Annotated in this window: 14 protein-coding genes; 7 read left to right on the forward strand and 7 right to left on the reverse strand. The window is 58.9% G+C overall.

The window, feature by feature from the left end; translation table 11 throughout:
- Nucleotides 1–162: 162 nt before the first annotated feature.
- The 3 genes from EYB53_RS12000 to EYB53_RS12010 are packed head-to-tail and all read right to left on the reverse strand — an operon-like array spanning nt 163 to nt 3,074.
- Nucleotides 163–1,038, reverse strand: a complete 876-nt coding sequence (locus tag EYB53_RS12000) for an ABC transporter permease (RefSeq protein WP_135478419.1) — start codon at nt 1,036–1,038, stop codon at nt 163–165.
- Nucleotides 1,035–1,910, reverse strand: coding sequence for an ABC transporter permease (locus EYB53_RS12005; protein WP_135478420.1), 876 nt, complete (start codon nt 1,908–1,910; stop codon nt 1,035–1,037). Before EYB53_RS12005 ends, EYB53_RS12000 begins: the two co-directional genes overlap by 4 nt.
- 60 nt (nt 1,911–1,970) lie before the next feature.
- The gene (locus tag EYB53_RS12010) at nt 1,971–3,074 is read right to left on the reverse strand and encodes an ABC transporter ATP-binding protein (RefSeq protein WP_135478421.1); all 1,104 of its coding nucleotides are present in this window, start codon (nt 3,072–3,074) and stop codon (nt 1,971–1,973) included.
- Nucleotides 3,075–3,370: 296 nt separating this feature from the next.
- On the opposite strand from EYB53_RS12010, the gene deoC reads away from it, so the two are divergent.
- The 4 genes from deoC (at nt 3,371) to EYB53_RS12030 (ending at nt 7,753) form a co-directional block, all read left to right on the forward strand.
- Nucleotides 3,371–4,120 (forward strand): deoxyribose-phosphate aldolase, encoded by a 750-nt coding sequence (gene deoC / locus EYB53_RS12015; protein ID WP_135478422.1) that lies wholly within the window; start codon nt 3,371–3,373, stop codon nt 4,118–4,120.
- 70 nt (nt 4,121–4,190) lie between these two features.
- Nucleotides 4,191–5,081 carry a succinate--CoA ligase subunit alpha gene (gene sucD / locus EYB53_RS12020; RefSeq protein ID WP_135478423.1) on the forward strand — a complete coding sequence of 297 codons (891 nt, stop codon included), beginning with the start codon at nt 4,191–4,193 and terminating at the stop codon, nt 5,079–5,081.
- An 82-nt stretch (nt 5,082–5,163) separates the two neighbouring features.
- The gene (locus EYB53_RS12025) at nt 5,164–6,798 is read left to right on the forward strand and encodes a GAF domain-containing sensor histidine kinase (RefSeq protein ID WP_135478424.1); all 1,635 of its coding nucleotides are present in this window, start codon (nt 5,164–5,166) and stop codon (nt 6,796–6,798) included.
- 235 nt (nt 6,799–7,033) lie between these two features.
- Nucleotides 7,034–7,753 (forward strand): Crp/Fnr family transcriptional regulator, encoded by a 720-nt coding sequence (locus EYB53_RS12030; protein WP_135478425.1) that lies wholly within the window; start codon nt 7,034–7,036, stop codon nt 7,751–7,753.
- Here the strand turns inward: EYB53_RS12030 and mfd are convergent.
- A complete protein-coding gene (mfd, locus tag EYB53_RS12035) occupies nt 7,740–11,375 on the reverse strand; it encodes a transcription-repair coupling factor (RefSeq protein ID WP_135478426.1) in 3,636 nt (1,211 codons plus the stop codon). The two genes, EYB53_RS12030 and mfd, sit on opposite strands and share 14 nt — an antisense overlap.
- Nucleotides 11,376–11,541: 166 nt before the next feature.
- On the opposite strand from mfd, the gene EYB53_RS12040 reads away from it, so the two are divergent.
- From EYB53_RS12040 to EYB53_RS12050, 3 genes are all read left to right on the forward strand, one after another.
- Entirely contained in the window at nt 11,542–14,307 is a 2,766-nt protein-coding gene (locus EYB53_RS12040; RefSeq protein WP_135478427.1) for a S8 family serine peptidase, read from the forward strand.
- Nucleotides 14,308–14,630: 323 nt separating this feature from the next.
- A complete protein-coding gene (locus EYB53_RS26965) occupies nt 14,631–14,945 on the forward strand; it encodes a hypothetical protein (protein WP_167857362.1) in 315 nt (104 codons plus the stop codon).
- Entirely contained in the window at nt 14,923–15,132 is a 210-nt protein-coding gene (locus EYB53_RS12050) for a hypothetical protein (RefSeq protein WP_205712648.1), read from the forward strand. The genes EYB53_RS26965 and EYB53_RS12050 overlap by 23 nt, the downstream gene beginning before the upstream one ends.
- A 74-nt stretch (nt 15,133–15,206) precedes the next feature.
- Here the strand turns inward: EYB53_RS12050 and EYB53_RS12055 are convergent, their stop codons facing one another.
- The 3 genes from EYB53_RS12055 to EYB53_RS12065 all read right to left on the reverse strand — a co-directional run bounded on the left by EYB53_RS12055 (nt 15,207) and on the right by EYB53_RS12065 (nt 17,354).
- Nucleotides 15,207–15,950 carry an expansin EXLX1 family cellulose-binding protein gene (locus EYB53_RS12055; RefSeq protein ID WP_371879106.1) on the reverse strand — a complete coding sequence of 248 codons (744 nt, stop codon included), beginning with the start codon at nt 15,948–15,950 and terminating at the stop codon, nt 15,207–15,209.
- Nucleotides 15,951–15,966: 16 nt separating this feature from the next.
- Nucleotides 15,967–16,710 carry a DNA/RNA nuclease SfsA gene (sfsA, locus tag EYB53_RS12060; protein WP_135478430.1) on the reverse strand — a complete coding sequence of 248 codons (744 nt, stop codon included), beginning with the start codon at nt 16,708–16,710 and terminating at the stop codon, nt 15,967–15,969.
- Between the two features lie 161 nt (nt 16,711–16,871).
- On the reverse strand, nt 16,872–17,354 hold the full coding sequence (locus EYB53_RS12065) for a hypothetical protein (RefSeq protein ID WP_135478431.1): 483 nt from the start codon (nt 17,352–17,354) through the stop codon (nt 16,872–16,874).
- Nucleotides 17,355–17,496: the final 142 nt, after the last annotated feature.

Below are 17,496 nucleotides of genomic sequence, written 5' to 3' on the forward strand. Positions count from 1 at the left end.
TACACGTCTTCTACCTATGGCACAGCTATCCGTCGCACGCTTGGCGCCTTTGACAAGATTTCAGAAAGAGCCTTTGAGCGTGACATCCGGTAGTGCCGACTTCAGTCGGCTTCCGGCGCAGCCGACTGAAGTCGGCACTACGAACGTTCGTTCACACACTCCTTACCGCCGGCGCTGGACCAACTGTGATAAGACAACCAGCGTAATCGAAAAGGCCAGCATCAGCGTCGAAATCGCATTGATCTCGGGCGTGACGGCACGGCGAACTTTATTATAGACCTCAACGGGCAAGAGGGAGGTGCCAGGCCCCGAGAGGAAGAGGCTGATGATGAAATTGTCAAGCGAGAGGGTAAACGCAAGCAACGCCCCACCCAGAATGCCCGGCAGGATCATCGGGAAGGTGATCCGCCAGAAGGTTTGCCAGCTGTTCGCCCCGAGATCGCGGGCGGCTTCCTCCAGACGACGATCGAAATGTTTCAGACTCGCCCGCACCACAATCGTGACAAAACTGATACTAAACGCAATATGGCCGATGATCACGGTCACGAGACTCCGCCGCACCACTTCCCCCGTCACGACACGAATGAACTCGAGGGCGAGGGACGAAAAGGCGAGCAACGAGACGGCCATCGCGATTTCGGGGATCACCACGGGCAAGTAGATCACCGCATCAACGCCGGTACGCCCGCGAAAACGGTGGCGTTCCATCGCGAGGGCGAGCAGGGTGCCAAGGATCGTCGAGACAACGGTCGAGACAAAAGCGACATAGAGGGTGTTGCCTGCGGCCCCCATCAGGCGATCATTGGCAAACATGCGCACATACCACTCGAGCGTAAAGCCCGTCCAGCGCACACCAAACTCGTCACGGGTAAACGAAAAGACGACGAGCACCAGGATCGGCCCATAGAGAAAGAGATACATCAGGAACGCATGCAAGGTCAAAGTCAGGCGACCCCAGGTCAAGGCACCCCTGTTCAAACGCGGCCACCAGGAACCTGCCCGCTGCGCACGCTGGTTCTGCGGTTGCGCCTCGATCATCGATCTTCCTCCGTTGTCGAGCGAAAATAGAGCAAAATGAAGCCCAGCAGCACAACCATCATCACCGTTGACATAGCCGAACCCAGCGGCCAGTTGGGCGGATTCGAGCGCAAGAAGAGGCGTTGGATCAGATTGCCGATATAATCAACCTTGGCCCCGCCAAGCAATTCACTCACCACAAATTGACCAACCGTGGGAATAAAGACCAGCACAGCCCCTGCGGCCACCCCCGGCATCGTCATGGGCAGCATGATATGCCAGAAGGCGCGCCACTTGCTCGCCCCGAGATCCGCCCCGGCCTCCATCAGGGTAAAATCAAAGCGATCCAGGGCCGCATAGATCGGCAGCACCATAAAAGGCAACTCACCATAGACCAAGCCAAGCAACGTCGCCCCTTCGGTGTTGAGCAAAAAGAGGGTCGGCAGGCCCAGGGTCCCGAGAGTCGTATTGATCAAGCCATTATTCGCCAGGATAATCTGCCAGGCATAAATCCGGACGAGAAAATTGGTCCAGAAGGGAATCAATACTAGGATCAAGAGCACCAGGCGCGCCCGAGGCGGTTGCTTGACAATAAAGAGGGCCAGAGGATAGCCAAGCAAGAGGGCAAAAAGTGTGGTCAGCACACTGATCCAGAGCGAACGCACATACGCATTGACATAGCTTGCCTGGGTAAAGAGATCAACATAGTTTTGCAGAGTTGGCTGCCAGACAAGGTTGCCGCGGGGCCCATTGGTAAGAAAGCTATAGACCAGAATCACCAACAGGGGCAAGAGAAAAAAGACGAGCAGCCAGAACATCCCCGGCGCAAGCAGGGCCATCAGACGGCGCTGCTCACGGCGCTGCTGCTCACGTTCAAATGACGATAATGCCATGTGCTTCCTCCGAGTCGCTGTCGGGACATCCAGGGCACGGTCGCGCTCAAACGCTCCCCGCTATTCAGTCAAGACGAGAGCATTGGCTGGTGGGCAGACAAGCACCGCTGCCTCACCGGGTTGCCAGTACGCATTGCGATCAAGGGTACTCAGGGTATTCTGTTCCCAGACATCAAGGGTGCGGCCTTCATTGAGGCGCACCGTAATGCGTGTATCCGAGCCAATATACGTGATCATTTCGACATGGACGGGCATCGTAAAGGCATCGTCGGGTCGTGCGTGGCTGGGCAAAACGAGGCGCGCCTTTTCAGGGCGCAACGAGAGCGTCGCAGCCTCGCCAAGGTTGACCGGACGGGGCGTATACCCACGCAATTGCAGACCATCGGGGGTCTGAATCGTCGCATACTCGTCACTCTGTTCAACCACCTTGCCCTCGATAAAGTTGGTCTCGCCAATGAAATCAGCGACAAACTTGCATGTGGGGCGCTCATAGATCTCGGTCGGCGTACCAACCTGCAAGACCTTGCCCTGATTCATCACGGCAATGCGATCCGACATCGTCAGGGCTTCTTCCTGGTCGTGGGTGACAAAAATAAACGTAATGCCCACGCGGTGTTGCAAACTTTTTAGTTCAAGTTGCATCTCTTTGCGCAACTTCTGGTCGAGGGCACCGAGCGGCTCATCAAGCAAAAGCACCTCGGGCTGATTGACGAGCGCCCGTGCCAGGGCAACCCGCTGCTGCTGACCGCCGGACATCTGGCGAGGGTAGCGCTCGGCGAAGCCCGCGAGGCGCACCATGTCGAGCGCAGCCTGCACCCGCGCCCCCAATTCAGCCCTGGGCACCCGCTTCATCTTCAAGCCAAAGGCAACATTCTGGGCCACCGTCATATGCGGAAAGAGCGCATATGACTGAAAGACCGTATTGACCGGGCGATGATGGGGCGGCACCGTTGCCATAGGCCGGCCATGGATCATAAGTTCGCCGCCCGACGGATACTCGAACCCGGCAATCATCCGCAAGGTTGTCGTCTTGCCACAACCACTTGGCCCGAGCAACGAAAAAAACTCACCATCGTGGATCTGCAAGGTGACATGATCGACCGCCGCGACCTCACCAAAACGCTTGACCACATTCGCAAGCTCGATCGCATATCCTTTGTGCAATGCCTTCTCCTACGCAGAGTCAACCGAGCGCATGGTACGTTTGCACCCACGCCAGCCATCATTGCCTGGATTTCCCATACGGTAAGGTTTAGGGGTTTGTCTTGGTTTAGTGTACCACATTTTAACCTTGCCTCATCACTGCCAGAGGCGAGCAAGGTGTGTTACAATAGGCGGTACTCTTTCTGCACCCATACGCTCATCACATCCCGAAAGAAGGCGCTCGCTCTCTGTGTGGACGGCCCCATACCTGACCAGGCACAGCAACGTGGGGTTGCTCCCGGCTACGAGGAAGTTCGATGGAAGCACTGATCACTCAGGTTACACAGCAACTCGCTGCCATACCCGATCTCCCCTCAGGTGCGCCACTTGCGCGCCCTACACTTGACCCGTCAACAACACCAATTGCCCACCTGATTGACCATACCATTGTCAAACCCGAGGCGGTCACGGCTCAGATCGAGCAACTCTGTCGTGAGGCGGCTGAACATCATTTTGCCAGTGTCTGCATCAGTCCCATTTTTGTCCCGCTCTGTGCGCAACTACTTGCCAACACACCCGTTGCCATTTGTACCGTGGTGGGCTTTCCTTCGGGGGCCAGCACGACTGCCTGTAAAGTGTTTGAGACGCAAGAAGCATTGGATCACGGGGCTCGCGAGATTGATATGGTGCTTGCCATCGGGAGGCTCAAAGCTGGTGAATGGCGTGAAACAGCCCACGATCTGCACGCCGTGATTCAAGCAAGCCACGCCGCCGGGGCACTCGTCAAAGTCATCATTGAAACCGCCCTGCTGACCGAGACCGAAAAGGTAGCGGCGTGTCTCCTGGCCGTGCGTACCGGGGCCGATTTTGTCAAAACCAGTACAGGTTTTGCCGGTGGCGGGGCCACGGTCGCCGATATTCGCCTGATGCGGCAGGTGGTTGGGCCGCATATCGGGGTAAAAGCTTCGGGTGGCATCCGCACCCTCGCCACGGCCCAGGCCCTCATCGAGGCCGGCGCGGATCGCATTGGCACCAGTGCCGGTGTGGCAATTGTGGCCGAAGCCTAGGATCGCACTCTCCTACGACAACCCAAGGTTCTGAGCGGTACCGTTCAAGTGTAGAGTCATGGAGGAGACTTTGAGCATTCTGATCAACAAAGATACGCGCCTACTCGTGCAGGGGATCACCGGGAAAGAAGGGGCCTTCCATACGCGGTCGATGCTTGATTATGGCACCAACGTGGTCGCCGGGGTCGTGCCCGGTCGTGGTGGGCAGTCGGCCATTGAAGATCGCGTTCCTGTCTTTAATACGGTCAAAGAGGCTGTGCAGGCGACAGGGGCCAATACCTCGGTGATCTATGTGCCCGCAGCCTTTGCCCCCGATGCCATTCGCGAGTCGGCTGCGGCTGGCATCCCGCTGATTGTCTGCATTACCGAGGGCGTGCCAGCCCTCGATATGGTCGCAACCTATGCCTTTGTCGAAGAGTGTGGTGTGCGCCTCGTTGGGCCCAACTGCCCTGGTCTGCTGAGCCCCGGTCAGGCCAAGGTCGGCATTATTCCTGGCAATATCGCGATACCCGGGCCGGTTGGCGTCGTCAGCAAATCAGGTACGCTTACGTACGAAGCCGTTGATGCTCTGACGCGCCTTGGCATTGGCCAGACGACCATCATCGGGATCGGTGGCGATCCAATTATCGGCACGAATTTCATTGATGTGCTGACGATGTTCCAGGAAGATCCTGAAACTGAAGCCATCGTGTTGCTCGGTGAGATCGGTGGCGATGCCGAGATCCAGGCCGCCAATTTTATTAAAGCCCACGTGACCAAACCTGTTGTCAGTTTCATCGCCGGTCAGACGGCCCCCGAAGGCAAACGCATGGGCCACGCCGGGGCCATTATTAGCGGCGGTGAGGGAACGGCCCAGGAGAAGATCAAAGCGCTTGAAGCCGTCGGCGTCACTGTTGCCCGCCAACCCACCGATATCGCTCAGTTGATCAAAGAGGCAATGGACGCACGTGCCGTGAGTTAAGCATCGTCACCCTGCCAGCCAAGCTGGCAGGGTGACGACGTTGATGGTCCTCTGATGCAAAACCCCGCCGGGAGGCTCGCCCATGTCACCAATTGCCCTCAACCAGCGCCATCTTGAAACCTTGAGCCAGTTGCTGATTGCTGGCGGCCATCAAGGTGTCTCTGAGTTGCTTGCTTCGTCGCTTGAACGGCTCATCGCCTTCTGGCCAGCACAGGCCGGCGCATTGCTGTATGCCAATCCGTATGGCGATCTCCTCAAGCTTGAGCACGGCCCACTGAATGACGAGGCGCGGACGCTGATCGATCAGGCACGCCACGGCTTTGGGCGCCGCGAAGAGGGAAGTGAGCCGATCGTGGGCAGTTATTCCCTCGATGATGGGCATGATCTAATCGAGTTGCCGCTGCGCAGCGGCGGGCAAGGGGTTGGCCTGTTGCATCTAGTGGTTGATCAGCAATCGGCACTCGATAGCGCGACCGGTGGTTCTTCCCTCGACGAAGAATTGCTCGTGCTGCTCGTGCGTGCCATTGGCGGTGAGGCCGATAAGATTGCGATGTTGCGCCGCGCCGAGCGTGACCTGCGCGAGTTGAATCTGCTCTACGAAATTGGACAGTCACTCGCCGTGAATCTCGACCTCAATAGCCTGTTGAATGACATCAAACTCCGCGCCCCCAAAGTGGTCGGGGCCGAGCGCTGTTCGATCTTTATGCTTGATGAAGAGCGCAATGAACTGGTGCTCGATCTGCCAGGTGAAGCAAAGCAGTACCGGATGCCTGCCGATAAAGGCATCGTCGGCTGGGTAACCACCCACGGGGTTGGACAGGTTGTGAATGACGTTGAGCAGGATACCCGTTGGTATGATGCGATTGGGCGCGAAGCTGAGTTCATTACCCGTTCGATCCTCTGTGTGCCGATGCGCCTCAAAGACCGCACCATTGGGGCAATGCAACTGCTCAATACGATTGATGGCCGCCCCTTTACCGACCAGGATATGCAACTCTTGACCACGCTCGCCGCCCAGGCCGCTATCGCGATTGAAAATGCCCGCCTCTACCAGAGTCTCAAGCAAGAGCATGAACGCATCCTGACCAAAGAAGCCGATGTGCGCCACGCGATTGCCCGTGATCTCCACGATGGCCCGACGCAAAGCATTGCCGCCATTGCAATGAATATCGAGTTTATCAAAAAGCTCTTCAAGGCGATGCCCGAGCGCCTCCCCGATGAACTCGATACGCTGGCGGAACTGGTCAATAAGACGACCCACGATATTCGGACGCTGCTCTTTGAGTTGCGGCCCCTTGGCCTTGAAACGCAAGGCCTCGTCAAGACCCTTGAACAATATGTTGAGCGCTGGCGCGATCCCTCTGGCGCCGAGACCCGCCTGCGCCTCGAAGCACCGTCCAATATGCCACGGCTGCCTGCCGAACGTGAAGCGGCTGCCTTCATTATTATTCAAGAAGCGACCACCAATGCCCGCAAACACGCCCATAGCGACATTATTACGATCTATTTGTACATGGAAGAAGACACGTTTGTTGCCAGTGTCCGTGACCGTGGGCGTGGGTTCAATGTTGCGTCCGTCGAAAACAGCTACAATATCCGCGGGAGTCTCGGTCTGCTCAATATGAAAGAACGAGCACGCCTGATCGGGGCCGACCTCCGCATTCGTTCCGAATTGACCAGAGGGACGACGGTTGAATTGCGGATTCCGCTCTCGTGACGGCTCTCAGCCAGTGCGTTTTCTCCGCCTTCTCATCTAGCCGCAATACCTTGCAAAGAAGGCGGTTGTTTTGACGCAAAGGCGCAAAGGCGCAACGTTTTTCGCGTACGTGAGCGAACCCTTCGCGCCTTCGCGTGAGGTTCTTTGAAAAGGATTGCCTCTAGCCGATGGGTACCTGGCAAGCTGCGGACAAGCGCATGCCACGAACGAGGTGGACATAGTGCAAGGAGCACGGATGAACGAGGTGTTGCCCGATAAACTGAGCTACCTTCGTGATATCGATATTTTTCGCGATCTTGCGCCTGATGAGGTCGAATTGCTCGGCAAACGTGCACCGATGCAACAGGTAGCCAGTGGCACCGTCTTTTTCTCACCAGAAGAGGCCCCTGAGGTGCTTTTTATCCTCAAAGAGGGCCGCGTACGCCTCTATCGCCTCTCGGCTGATGGCAAAGCCCTGACAACGGCCGTGCTTGACGCAGGGACGATTTTTGGCGAAATGGCTCTGCTTGGGCAGCGCCTTCACCAGAGTTATGCCGAGGCCATGGGGCCGTGTTTGCTCTGTTTGATGAGCCGCGAAGATGTTAAAAGCATGCTGCTGAGTGATCCACGCATCGCCGCCCGCATTGCCGAGATCCTGGGCCAACGGTTGATCACGGCCGAACAGCGTCTCTCGGATTTTGCGTTCAAGAGCCTGCCCCAGCGTATAGCCGGGTTGCTGCTCGAACTCGCTCGCCCCCCCAAACCACGGTTCTTTCGCCAGGTCGGCGGCCCACCCGAGGTACGTTTTACCCACGAAGCCCTCGGTGAAATGAGCGGCACATATCGCGAGACGGCCACAAAAATTTTGAACGAATTCCGCTCAATGGGTTTAATCGAACTCAAACGTGGGTGTGTCATCCTCCTTGATGAGGAAGGGTTACGTGAACTGAGTGAGCGGGCCCCTACCCCGCCATGACCTCCAGCACACCCATGATCTTGTCGCTCCAGTCGTTATTGAGGCGGCGCCGGTCGAGGCGAACAAATTGAGGGCCAATTTTGACGCCGGGGTCGCGGCCATAGCGCCGCCGGAGGCGTTCGCGAGCCGTTGGTTCAAGGATCGGGAGGCGGATAATGAATTCGTCGCCACTGGTGATCACTGAGCTCACCCCGGCCTGCAACGCCAGGGCTTTGATCTGCAGCCAGGTGAGCAGATGCAAGGCCGGACGCGGGGGCTCACCAAAACGATCCTGCAACTCGGTGCGCAGTTCTTTGACATCGGCAAGCGTTTGCGCCGCGACCATGCGCTGATAGACGCCCAGGCGTACCTGGTCGTCGGCGATGTAGTCGGTAGGAAGATACGCGGTCAGCGGCAAATCAAGGGTGACAAGCGGCGCAACGAGGATCTTCTCGCTGATGACGAGTTTGCTGACGGCATCAGCCATCCGCGCCCGGTCACGTTCAGCAGAGGCGGCTGGTGTGTCGGGTTGGTCAGGCGCAAGCGGCGGCTGGGGCTGATCAACGCTCGCCTTGAGTTGTTTGACCGCCTGTTCGAGCAGCCGCGAATAGAGGTCAAAGCCGACGGCGGCAATGTGTCCGCTCTGTTCGGCGCCAAGGAGATTGCCCGCCCCCCGGATTTCGAGGTCACGCATGGCGACCCGAAAGCCCGCCCCGAGTTCGTTCGCCTCCTGGATTGCTTCGAGCCGCGCCTGCGCCTCGGCGGTCATCGGTTTGTCCTGTTTGTAGAGCAAGTAGGCATAGGCACGATTGGCACTGCGCCCGACCCGCCCGCGCAACTGGTAGAGCTGGGCTAACCCGTAGTTGGTCGCATCGTCAATAATGATCGTGTTGGCATTCGGCACATCCAGCCCGCTCTCGATAATCGTGGTACAAACAAGCACGTCATGGCGGCCTTCGAAAAAATCGAGCATCACCCGCTCGAGTTCACGCTCTTGCAGTTGCCCGTGTCCCACCCCGATCCGCACCTCGGGCACAAGATAGCGGATCCGGTTGGCCACATGGTAGATGCTATGCACCCGATTATGCACAAAATAGATCTGTCCTTCACGCTCTACTTCACGTAAAATCGCCTCGCGAATCAGCGCTTCATCGTATGGCAAGACATAGGTCTTGATCGGCACCCGTTCTTCGGGTGGCGTATCAATCACACTCAGATCGCGGATGCCTGCCATCGCCATATGGAGTGTGCGCGGAATCGGGGTCGCCGTAAGGGTCAGCACATCAACCTGGGCGCGCAACTGTTTGAGGCGCTCTTTGTGCCGCACGCCAAAGCGCTGTTCTTCATCAACCACCACCAAGCCGAGATCTTTGAAAGAGACATCTTTGGAGAGCAGGCGGTGCGTGCCAATGACAACATCGACCTGACCACGCGCGAGGGCCTGAACAATTTGATCCTGGGCTTTGGGCGAACGAAAGCGCGAGAGCATCTCGACCATGACAGGAAAGGCCGCCATCCGGCGCGTGAAGGTATCAAAGTGCTGCTGGGCAAGCACCGTCGTCGGCACCAGCACAGCGACCTGCTTGCCGTCCTGGATCGCCTTGAACGCCGCACGCAGCGCAACCTCGGTCTTGCCAAAACCAACATCGCCGCAGATCAAGCGATCCATCGGCACCGACTGCTCCATATCGGCTTTGACATCGCTAATTGCCTGCAACTGGTCATCAGTCTCAAGAAAGGGAAACGCGGCCTCGAGCTCGTGTTGCCATTCGTTATCGGGGCTAAAGTGGTGCCCCTGGCTCAGGCGGCGTTTGGCATAGAGGTTGAGCAGATCCTGGGCAAGATCCTGGACAGCAGCACGAGCCTTGCGCTTCGCCCGCTCCCAATCCTGCGTCCCGAGGCGGGTGAGGGTTGGTGTGCCATCGCCGGCCCCGACATAACGGGTCACGCGATCCACCTGGTCAACCGGCACATAGATCTTGTCGCCTGCGGCATAGCGCAGCACCAGATATTCACGCTCGATCTCACCGACGGTACGCCTGATCAAGCCATCATAGAGAGCAATACCGTGCTCGATGTGTACCACATAATCGCCGGTCTTCAGCCCGCGCACAAAAGCGGCCCGCTCATCGACACCACGCAGCGACTTGCGCCGCTCGCTCAACGGGCGCCGCTGCCGTACGCCAAAGATCTCGGCATCGGTATAGAGCGTCAGATTCACCTCGTTGAGCCGCCAGCCGGCCTCAAGTGCGCCGTGGATCACCTGAAACCCCGAAGACGGCAAGCGTTCTTCGACCAGTTCATACAACCGGGCCGCCTGTCCCGTCACGGCAACCACGCGCTCACCGCGTTGCAACCTGGCGACAAGATCATCAACCAGACGGCGGAACTGGCCCCCAAAGAGCTCGGCAGGCTGAAAGAGCGGCGGGGCAAGGGAAGGTGTTACCGAACCAGGCGCATCCGCATCATTATTGCTCAGATCGACCAGCGTCAGGCCGGGCCAGGTCGGCGGGATGCTCACAGCCGCCGGCAGCGCCTCGCCCGGCTCATCGGGCAAGGCAAGCTCGGCAGGAAAGAGCTCGTGCCAGAGCAGATAGGGGCGCGGAAAGGCGCTCGGCAATTCAGCGGCCTCTAGCAGTCGGGCACGCTGATTTTCGGCATGTTCATGGAGATCAAGCGCGTGGCGGCGGAGAAACTGTGCTTCAGAAAAGAGCACCGCGCTGCCTACGGGCAGATGAGCCAGCAACGACCCCGACACTTCATGCTCAAACTGACGAAAAAAGGGCGCAAAAAACGCCCGTCCCTCAAAGCGGTCGCCATGCTCCAACCGCTCAAGGGCGGCTTCCCACTCAAGCCGGGACTCTCGGCGCAACTGATCAAGCGTCAGCGCCCTGATCCGGGTCAGGGCCTCATCGCGCCGCCAGAGCGGGATCTCGTGGGGAGGACCAAGGAGCACACTGGTAACCCGGGCGGTACTGCGCTGAGTTGCGACTTCAAAACGACGGAGATTATCAATTTCATCGCCAAAGAACTCGATCCGCAACGGATATTCATCAGCGGGAGGCCAGACATCCACCAGATCGCCGCGGCGTGTCACCTCGCCCGGCTCTTCGACCGTCGGCGCGTGGCGATAGCCAAGACGGATCAGGCGATGAAGCAGTTCATCCTGATTGATCTGTTGACCACGCTGCAGGGCAAGCATCGCCCGTGCCAACTCAGTCGGGGTAAGGGTTGGCTGAAGCAGCGCCTTGACCGGGGCCACGATTACCAATGGCGCGGTCGGCTGCGACGCATCAAAGGCCGCCAGGCGCTGGATCACACGCAGGCGCCCAGCAATCACCGGGGCACCGGGCGACATATGTTCATAGGGCAACGCATCGCTTGCCGGATAGAGGAGCACCGCCTCGGGGCCAAGCCATTGACGAAGATCTTCGGCGGCACGCAAGGCCAGGTCGGCACTCGACAGCAGATACAACAAAGGAGCGCGCTGCACGCATGCGAGCGCCGCAACAATGGGAGTACGCCCGGCGGACGGTAACGGGGCAACCCGCACCTGCGCAGGACGATCTTGCAAGCACGTAGCCAGTCCCTCAAATGAGGGCAAACCCACCAACTCGCGCCTGAGCTCAGCAAGACTCACCATAGAAAATGACCGCATCCTGTTCAGAACAATGCGGTCAGTATAGCACATTGATCTCTATATAATAACCATTAGCCAGAGCACCGAACATGCTTGAGGTTATTGCCATTCTATGCGATACTATCGCGAGAGAAAGCAACAACGTGCGCCAGCATAGAAATCCACCCCTATGAAACACACCCTCCACCGGATCATCCTCGTGCTCTTTGTTTTGGGTATCGCCCTCGTTGCCTCAACAACCACGGTGCCAGCGGCATCAACGGTATCGGACAGTGGTACGTCAAACCCGCTCACCGACCGGGTCATCGTGCGGGTGCGCGACGAGGCCGGGGTGCAGGCCCAGCTTGCCGCCGATCCCACGACCTTCGCTGATGCCTTGGGCACACGCGTGCAGGCGAGCCTGACCTATGTGCGGCCCTTCGATGCCACCACCCACATCTTGGCGGTGACCGGGGTCACGACACAGGCCAGTTTCGATCGCCTGCTCCAACGCCTTGCCCAGGATGCACAGGTCGAAGCAGTCGCCCCTGACACACGGATCTTTGCGCAGATCGAGCCACAGGATCCGGGATATCAACGGTATGGCTGGTCATTCAAACCAGTGACCCCTGACAATTACGGGGCTAACCTGCCACCCGCGTGGACAGTCACGACCGGTAGTCCCAATATTGTGATTGGCATTATTGACACGGGCATCCTGCTCAACCACGAAGATCTGGCAGGGCGCCAGATCTCAGGCAATCCTGGCTATGATGTGATTGACGATACTGCTGTCGCAGGCGACGGCACTGGACGTGATGCCGATCCGAGTGATCCGGGTGACTATGTGACCGAAGCCGAGGCAGCCTCGGGGCCACTCGAAGGCTGTGATGTGGTCAATAGTAGCTGGCACGGCTCGCATGTTGCGGGAACCATCGGAGCCCAGGCCAACAATGATCGTGGCCCCGCCGGGGTCAACTGGGTCTCGCCGATGCTGCATGTGCGCACGCTCGGCAAGTGCGGCGGCTATATCTCTGATGTCCTTGATGGACTCTTGTGGGCCGCCGGCGAACCCGTCGTCGGCCTCCCGTTGAACCCCAACCCAGTTCAGGTGGCCAATATGAGTCTGGGTGGCGGCGGAACGTGCAGCAGCTTTATCCAGGACATTATTAATCGGGTGGTGCAGCGCGGCGTCGTGGTTGTCGTCGCGGCAGGCAACCAAAATAGAAACGTCAGCGAGACGATTCCCGCCAATTGCAACGGGGTCATCAGCGTCGCCGCTACGGCCCAGTCAGGCGACCGGGCAAGTTATAGCAATTATGGCAATCTGATCACGCTGGCAGCACCCGGGGGCGACCGAAACTATGACAATGCGATCTACTCGACGATCAACAGTGGTCTGCGCGGCCCCGAAGCCGATGCGTACGGTTTTTACCAGGGCACGAGTATGGCGGCCCCGCACGTCGCGGGCATTGTCAGCCTGATGCTCTCGCTCAACCCGTTGTTGACCCCTGCCGAGGTGAGGGCGATCCTTGAAGCAACCGTCACGCCCTTTCCCGCTGGCAGCACATGTATCGGGAAGTGCGGGGCAGGCATCATCAATGCTGGTCAGGCCGTCGAAGCGGTCGCCCGCCAGGTGCGACGGGTCAGTTTTACCACCGAACAGAGTAGTACCCGTGAAGGCTCAAGCGTGACCGTGACGCTCAGGCTCAACCTGCCTGCCGCCGAACCGGTCATCATTCCGCTGACCATCGGAGGCGAGGCACAGCCTGACGATTACACCCTGAACCCACCACAGGCACTCTTCCCGGCGGGCGCGACCGAAACACAGATTGTGGTCGCGGCACGCACTGACACCCTCCAGGAACCTTCCGAGACGCTGATCCTAGGCTTGCAAAGCACCGCACAGGCAACCCCGAGTGCGCCGATGCAGCATACGGTAACGATTGAAGATGTGCCGGTAGAGCCAGCGATCACCGTGACACCTGCGAGTCTTGCCTTTGGAGATCACCAGGTTGATACGACGAGCGCCTTGCAACGGATCGAGATCCAGAATAGCGGCAGTGCCACCCTCGTTTTGCAGAGCCTCGAGGTGAGCGGGGCGTTTCAACGGGAAGGCGGCGATTGCCCCGAGCTCTTCCCAGCCGATCTGGCCGAGGGTTCGAGTTGCAGTGTTGACCTGGTCTTCAGCCCGACGCGGATCGGGCTCCACACGGGGCGTCTTACCGTGAGCAGTAACGCCACGGATCGCCCCACATCCATCGCATTGAGCGGGCGCGGTGCTGTTCCAGCGCTGGGCTACACGCCGACGTGGGTACATATTGGGGAGGCTTTTGTGCCGCAACTGGTGACGATCACCAACCCTGGACGGGCACCGCTGGTCATCAACAGCCTGACGATCAGCGACACCTTCGCCCGTCTTGATGGGAGTTGTGCGACAACCTGGCCGGCCACGCTTGCTCCAGGCGCACACTGTACCCTCCAGATCACGCCCGTTGTGACCAGTGCAACCAGTTATAGCGGCACGCTAAGCATCGCCAGTAACGTGCCAGGTGGCCCGTATGTGATCGATCTCAGTGGTGGCGAGCTGATCAGCCCGACACACACAGCGCTCATCAGCACAACGGCGCTCAGCATCACCGACACAATGGTGACGATGGAAGCCACATTGCAACGCACCGCGGCCATCACCGAAGCGTTGAGCGTCGCCTACCGGGTCACTGGTGAACGACCTGACGGCCAGGGCAACCTTGTGCTGGCACGAGCAATGGTCACGTTTGCGCCCGAGGCAACCGAGGCAACCCTACGGCTCACCTTCGACCGTTTCAGCCTCTATGGGGTACGCACCTTGCTGCTGGAACTTGGCGAACCAGCGCTGGAAAGAGATGCCGGTACACGCGCCCAGCTTGCGCTGCCGCTCGAGGAGGCCTTTGTTTTCTTGCCGTTGATTAGGTAGGGGCTAGCATCAATACCTTGCAAAGAAGGCGGTTGTTTTGACGCAAAGGCGCAAAGGCGCAACGTTTTTCGCGTCGGTGAGCGAACCCTTCGCGCCTTCGCGTGAGCTTCTTTGAACTGGCACCCTTTTCAGCCAGCCTCTGAGCTCCGCGAAGCATCTCGGGCGTTGGGACGCCCGAGATGCTTCGCGGAGCCCAGCATGGCAAAGGTCGCGTGGGACGCCGAACGACGCCCAGGCTACCCCGCTGGCGCGGCCCGTTGAAAGACCAGCCGAAGACCTCCAGGCATGGTATACTTGACCAACACACGACCAGGAGGAAGCCCATGCCACGGCGATTCAATGTTGCCGGGCCGTGCAAGCCCGAACTGCACTACATGCTGCCCGCGGCGGCGCGCGTCCCGCTGGCACGCCGCCTGGTGGCCGATTTCAACTACTTCGTCATTCACGCCCCGCGTCAGACCGGCAAGACCACCTCGATGATCGCGCTGGCCCAGGAGTTGACCGCATCACCGCGTCGTCAACGGCAACGGATTGCTCGACCGCGAGTACGCCATCGGCACACGGCGCATGGACCTCTGCCTGCGCTACGGCGGCCCGCAACCCGTCACGATGGGCATGGAACTCAAGGTCTGGCGTGACGGCGAGGCCGACCCACGCGACGAAGGGCTGGCCCAACTCGACCCGTACCTAGCCGGGCTGGGCCTCGAACGCGGCTGGCTGGTCATCTTCGACCGCCGCAGCGGCCAACCACCCATCGCCCAGCGCACCACGGTGCAGGCGGCCACCTCGCCGCAGGGACGCACGATCGCCGTCATCCGGGCATAAGTAGCGTGTAACATAACTTGAAGAGATTATGGTAGAGGGATAACACAGGTAGGTGGAACTAACCTTGCCCTCCTTCATGGTACCCGAGGAAACTGGGCGTGCCCATTTGTCTCGCGATCTTCGATCAGCGGAATGCCGCTATCTTCGAGCGTATAGCCGTAGCGATCAGTGACCCGCAGCGTATACGGCCCCGGCCCCATATTGAAGCCAACAAAATAGTTGTAATCCTGGCGCAATAGCGGCTGCCACTGCCCCTGCGCATCACGATAGGCCAGACTCACAATAGGATTGCGATGATGGCGCACCTGGATCACCGTCCACCACTGATTGCTACCGGGCTTGATATGGTAGGCAAGCGGACGGTCGAGTTCAGGACTCACCACATGCCAGGTAATTGGCACAAGGCCTTTTTCAAGCGGGGCAATGCGGGCAAAGGCTTCACGACTCAGATCGAGGTGCCCACTAGTACAGATGGCATCGGGGCACTTATCAACAATGCGCACGATCACGCTGCCCAATTCACCCGTCACTTCGACATACGCGCCACAGTAGATTGCAGCGGGGCCACCAGCCGGGTCAGCATTGCCATAATCCTCATGACTAATCGCGGCCACCATCAAATCTTGGGGTGACGGCCCAAACATGCAATTGCCATCGCCAGTCGCATCGTAGTAGGTCGCACGCCCGGTACGCAGGTCAGCAGGGAGACTGGCAGGTTGGATGAGGAGCGGCAGGTAGGCCCGAAAGGGAGGCTGAGCCAGCAGGGGCACCACGAGCAGCCCGCACAACCCAAGCAGCCCGCACAGCCCAAGCAGCACACAACACCTGCGCATCTCAAGCCTGCCAGGTTGCCTGAGGAATGGCCTGGGGGGAGGTAAAAACCGGCACAGGCGCACCGAGGGTCAAACCTTCCGGGGTAAGGGGAGCGAGATAGGCATAGATCTCCACGCCTGACGTGATGGCCGTACGCAGGGTACGGGCAAAGGCTGGATCGACCTCATCATCGGGAACCAGCGCTTCGGCGGCGTGGCGCTGAATAATAAAGAGCGCAGCGCAGCGCTGACCACTCCGCGCAATCTGCGCGAGCGCTTCGAACTGCACGCGACCACGTTCGGTGGGTACATCAGGAAACCGAGCGAGCCCGCTGCTCACCCTAGTCACCGATTTCACCTCAAGCAAACAGGTATGGAGACCCTCACCGAGGCGAAAATCAAAGCGATGCGCACCAATGGTGACATCGCGTTGCATCCGTAGATAGCGCACAAACTGCGGGAAAGACCCGGCAGCGAGCCCGGCAACCACCAGGCGATGGGGCAACTGGGTGTCAAGTGACACCACCTCATCGCCATGGTAGACACCGACCACCTGAAAGGACGTCTTGCGACCAACTTCGTCGCGAGGTGCCAGCAGCAAGCGAACCCCAGGGTTAAGGAGATCGATCAGCCGTCCACGATCAGCCATATGAGCACGGATCGTACGCCCATTGAGACGTACCTCAACGATGAACTGATTTGGTCGACTTACAAACGTCGCCTCAGTAATCGGCCCGGTCGTCGTCAGTGGAACACGGACAGGCATAGCAACCTCGCACCGTTGATGTCATTGCCGCCACGTCAACGCCGGTCGTCGTCAGTGGAACACGGACAGGCATAGCAACCCCAGGTAAAAGGGGACGGGCCGCAACCCAGACAGCGGCGGCACGCCAATTCCGTGTGGATTATAACACAATCAACCGATGACTACCGGGTTTTGCGTTTGCGCTCACGACGTGCGTCACGGCGGCCAGTCGTCGCAACCGGGCGCGGTTCAGCAGGAGCGGCACCCACCCCACCCGAGAGCGCACGGGACGAGCCCGTCTTGCCGGGCTTGACCCCAGCCAGCCGGGCTTCGCGGATCAGGTTAGGCAACACATTGCGCACATAATAAACGACATAGCCTGCGGCACCAAGTTGGATCAGAAACAGAAGCCATGACCAGATCCGCATATTCATCGTCGGAACATTAAGGAGCCGCAGCACCACCAGGAGCGTCCCAAGCCCACCCAGCACCATCAACCCGAGGCCCAACCGGTGAAGAAAAGTCTGACGAACGGGATGCCGTTCGATATACATAAAGCGCAAATAGGCACCGGCCCCAACGCCTAGCAATTGTCCGAGAAAAAAGAGCCAGCCAAGCGTACCAAACTCAGGAGCTGCCGTTGTAAAATAGTTGATAAACCCCATAATGCCTCCGCGCAAACAACCCTCAGAAAAGGGACTGAGCGATTATAGCAGTGACGCTTAGTCACGTCAATGTGATTCTGTAAGATGCCATCGCTCTAGCGCCACTCTCATCAAAGATAGACAGAAAGGCAAAAGATGGTTA

Origin of the sequence: Candidatus Chloroploca mongolica (genome assembly GCF_004762035.2) — a bacterium.
Taxonomy (GTDB): Bacteria; Chloroflexota; Chloroflexia; order Chloroflexales; family Chloroflexaceae; genus Chloroploca; species Chloroploca mongolica.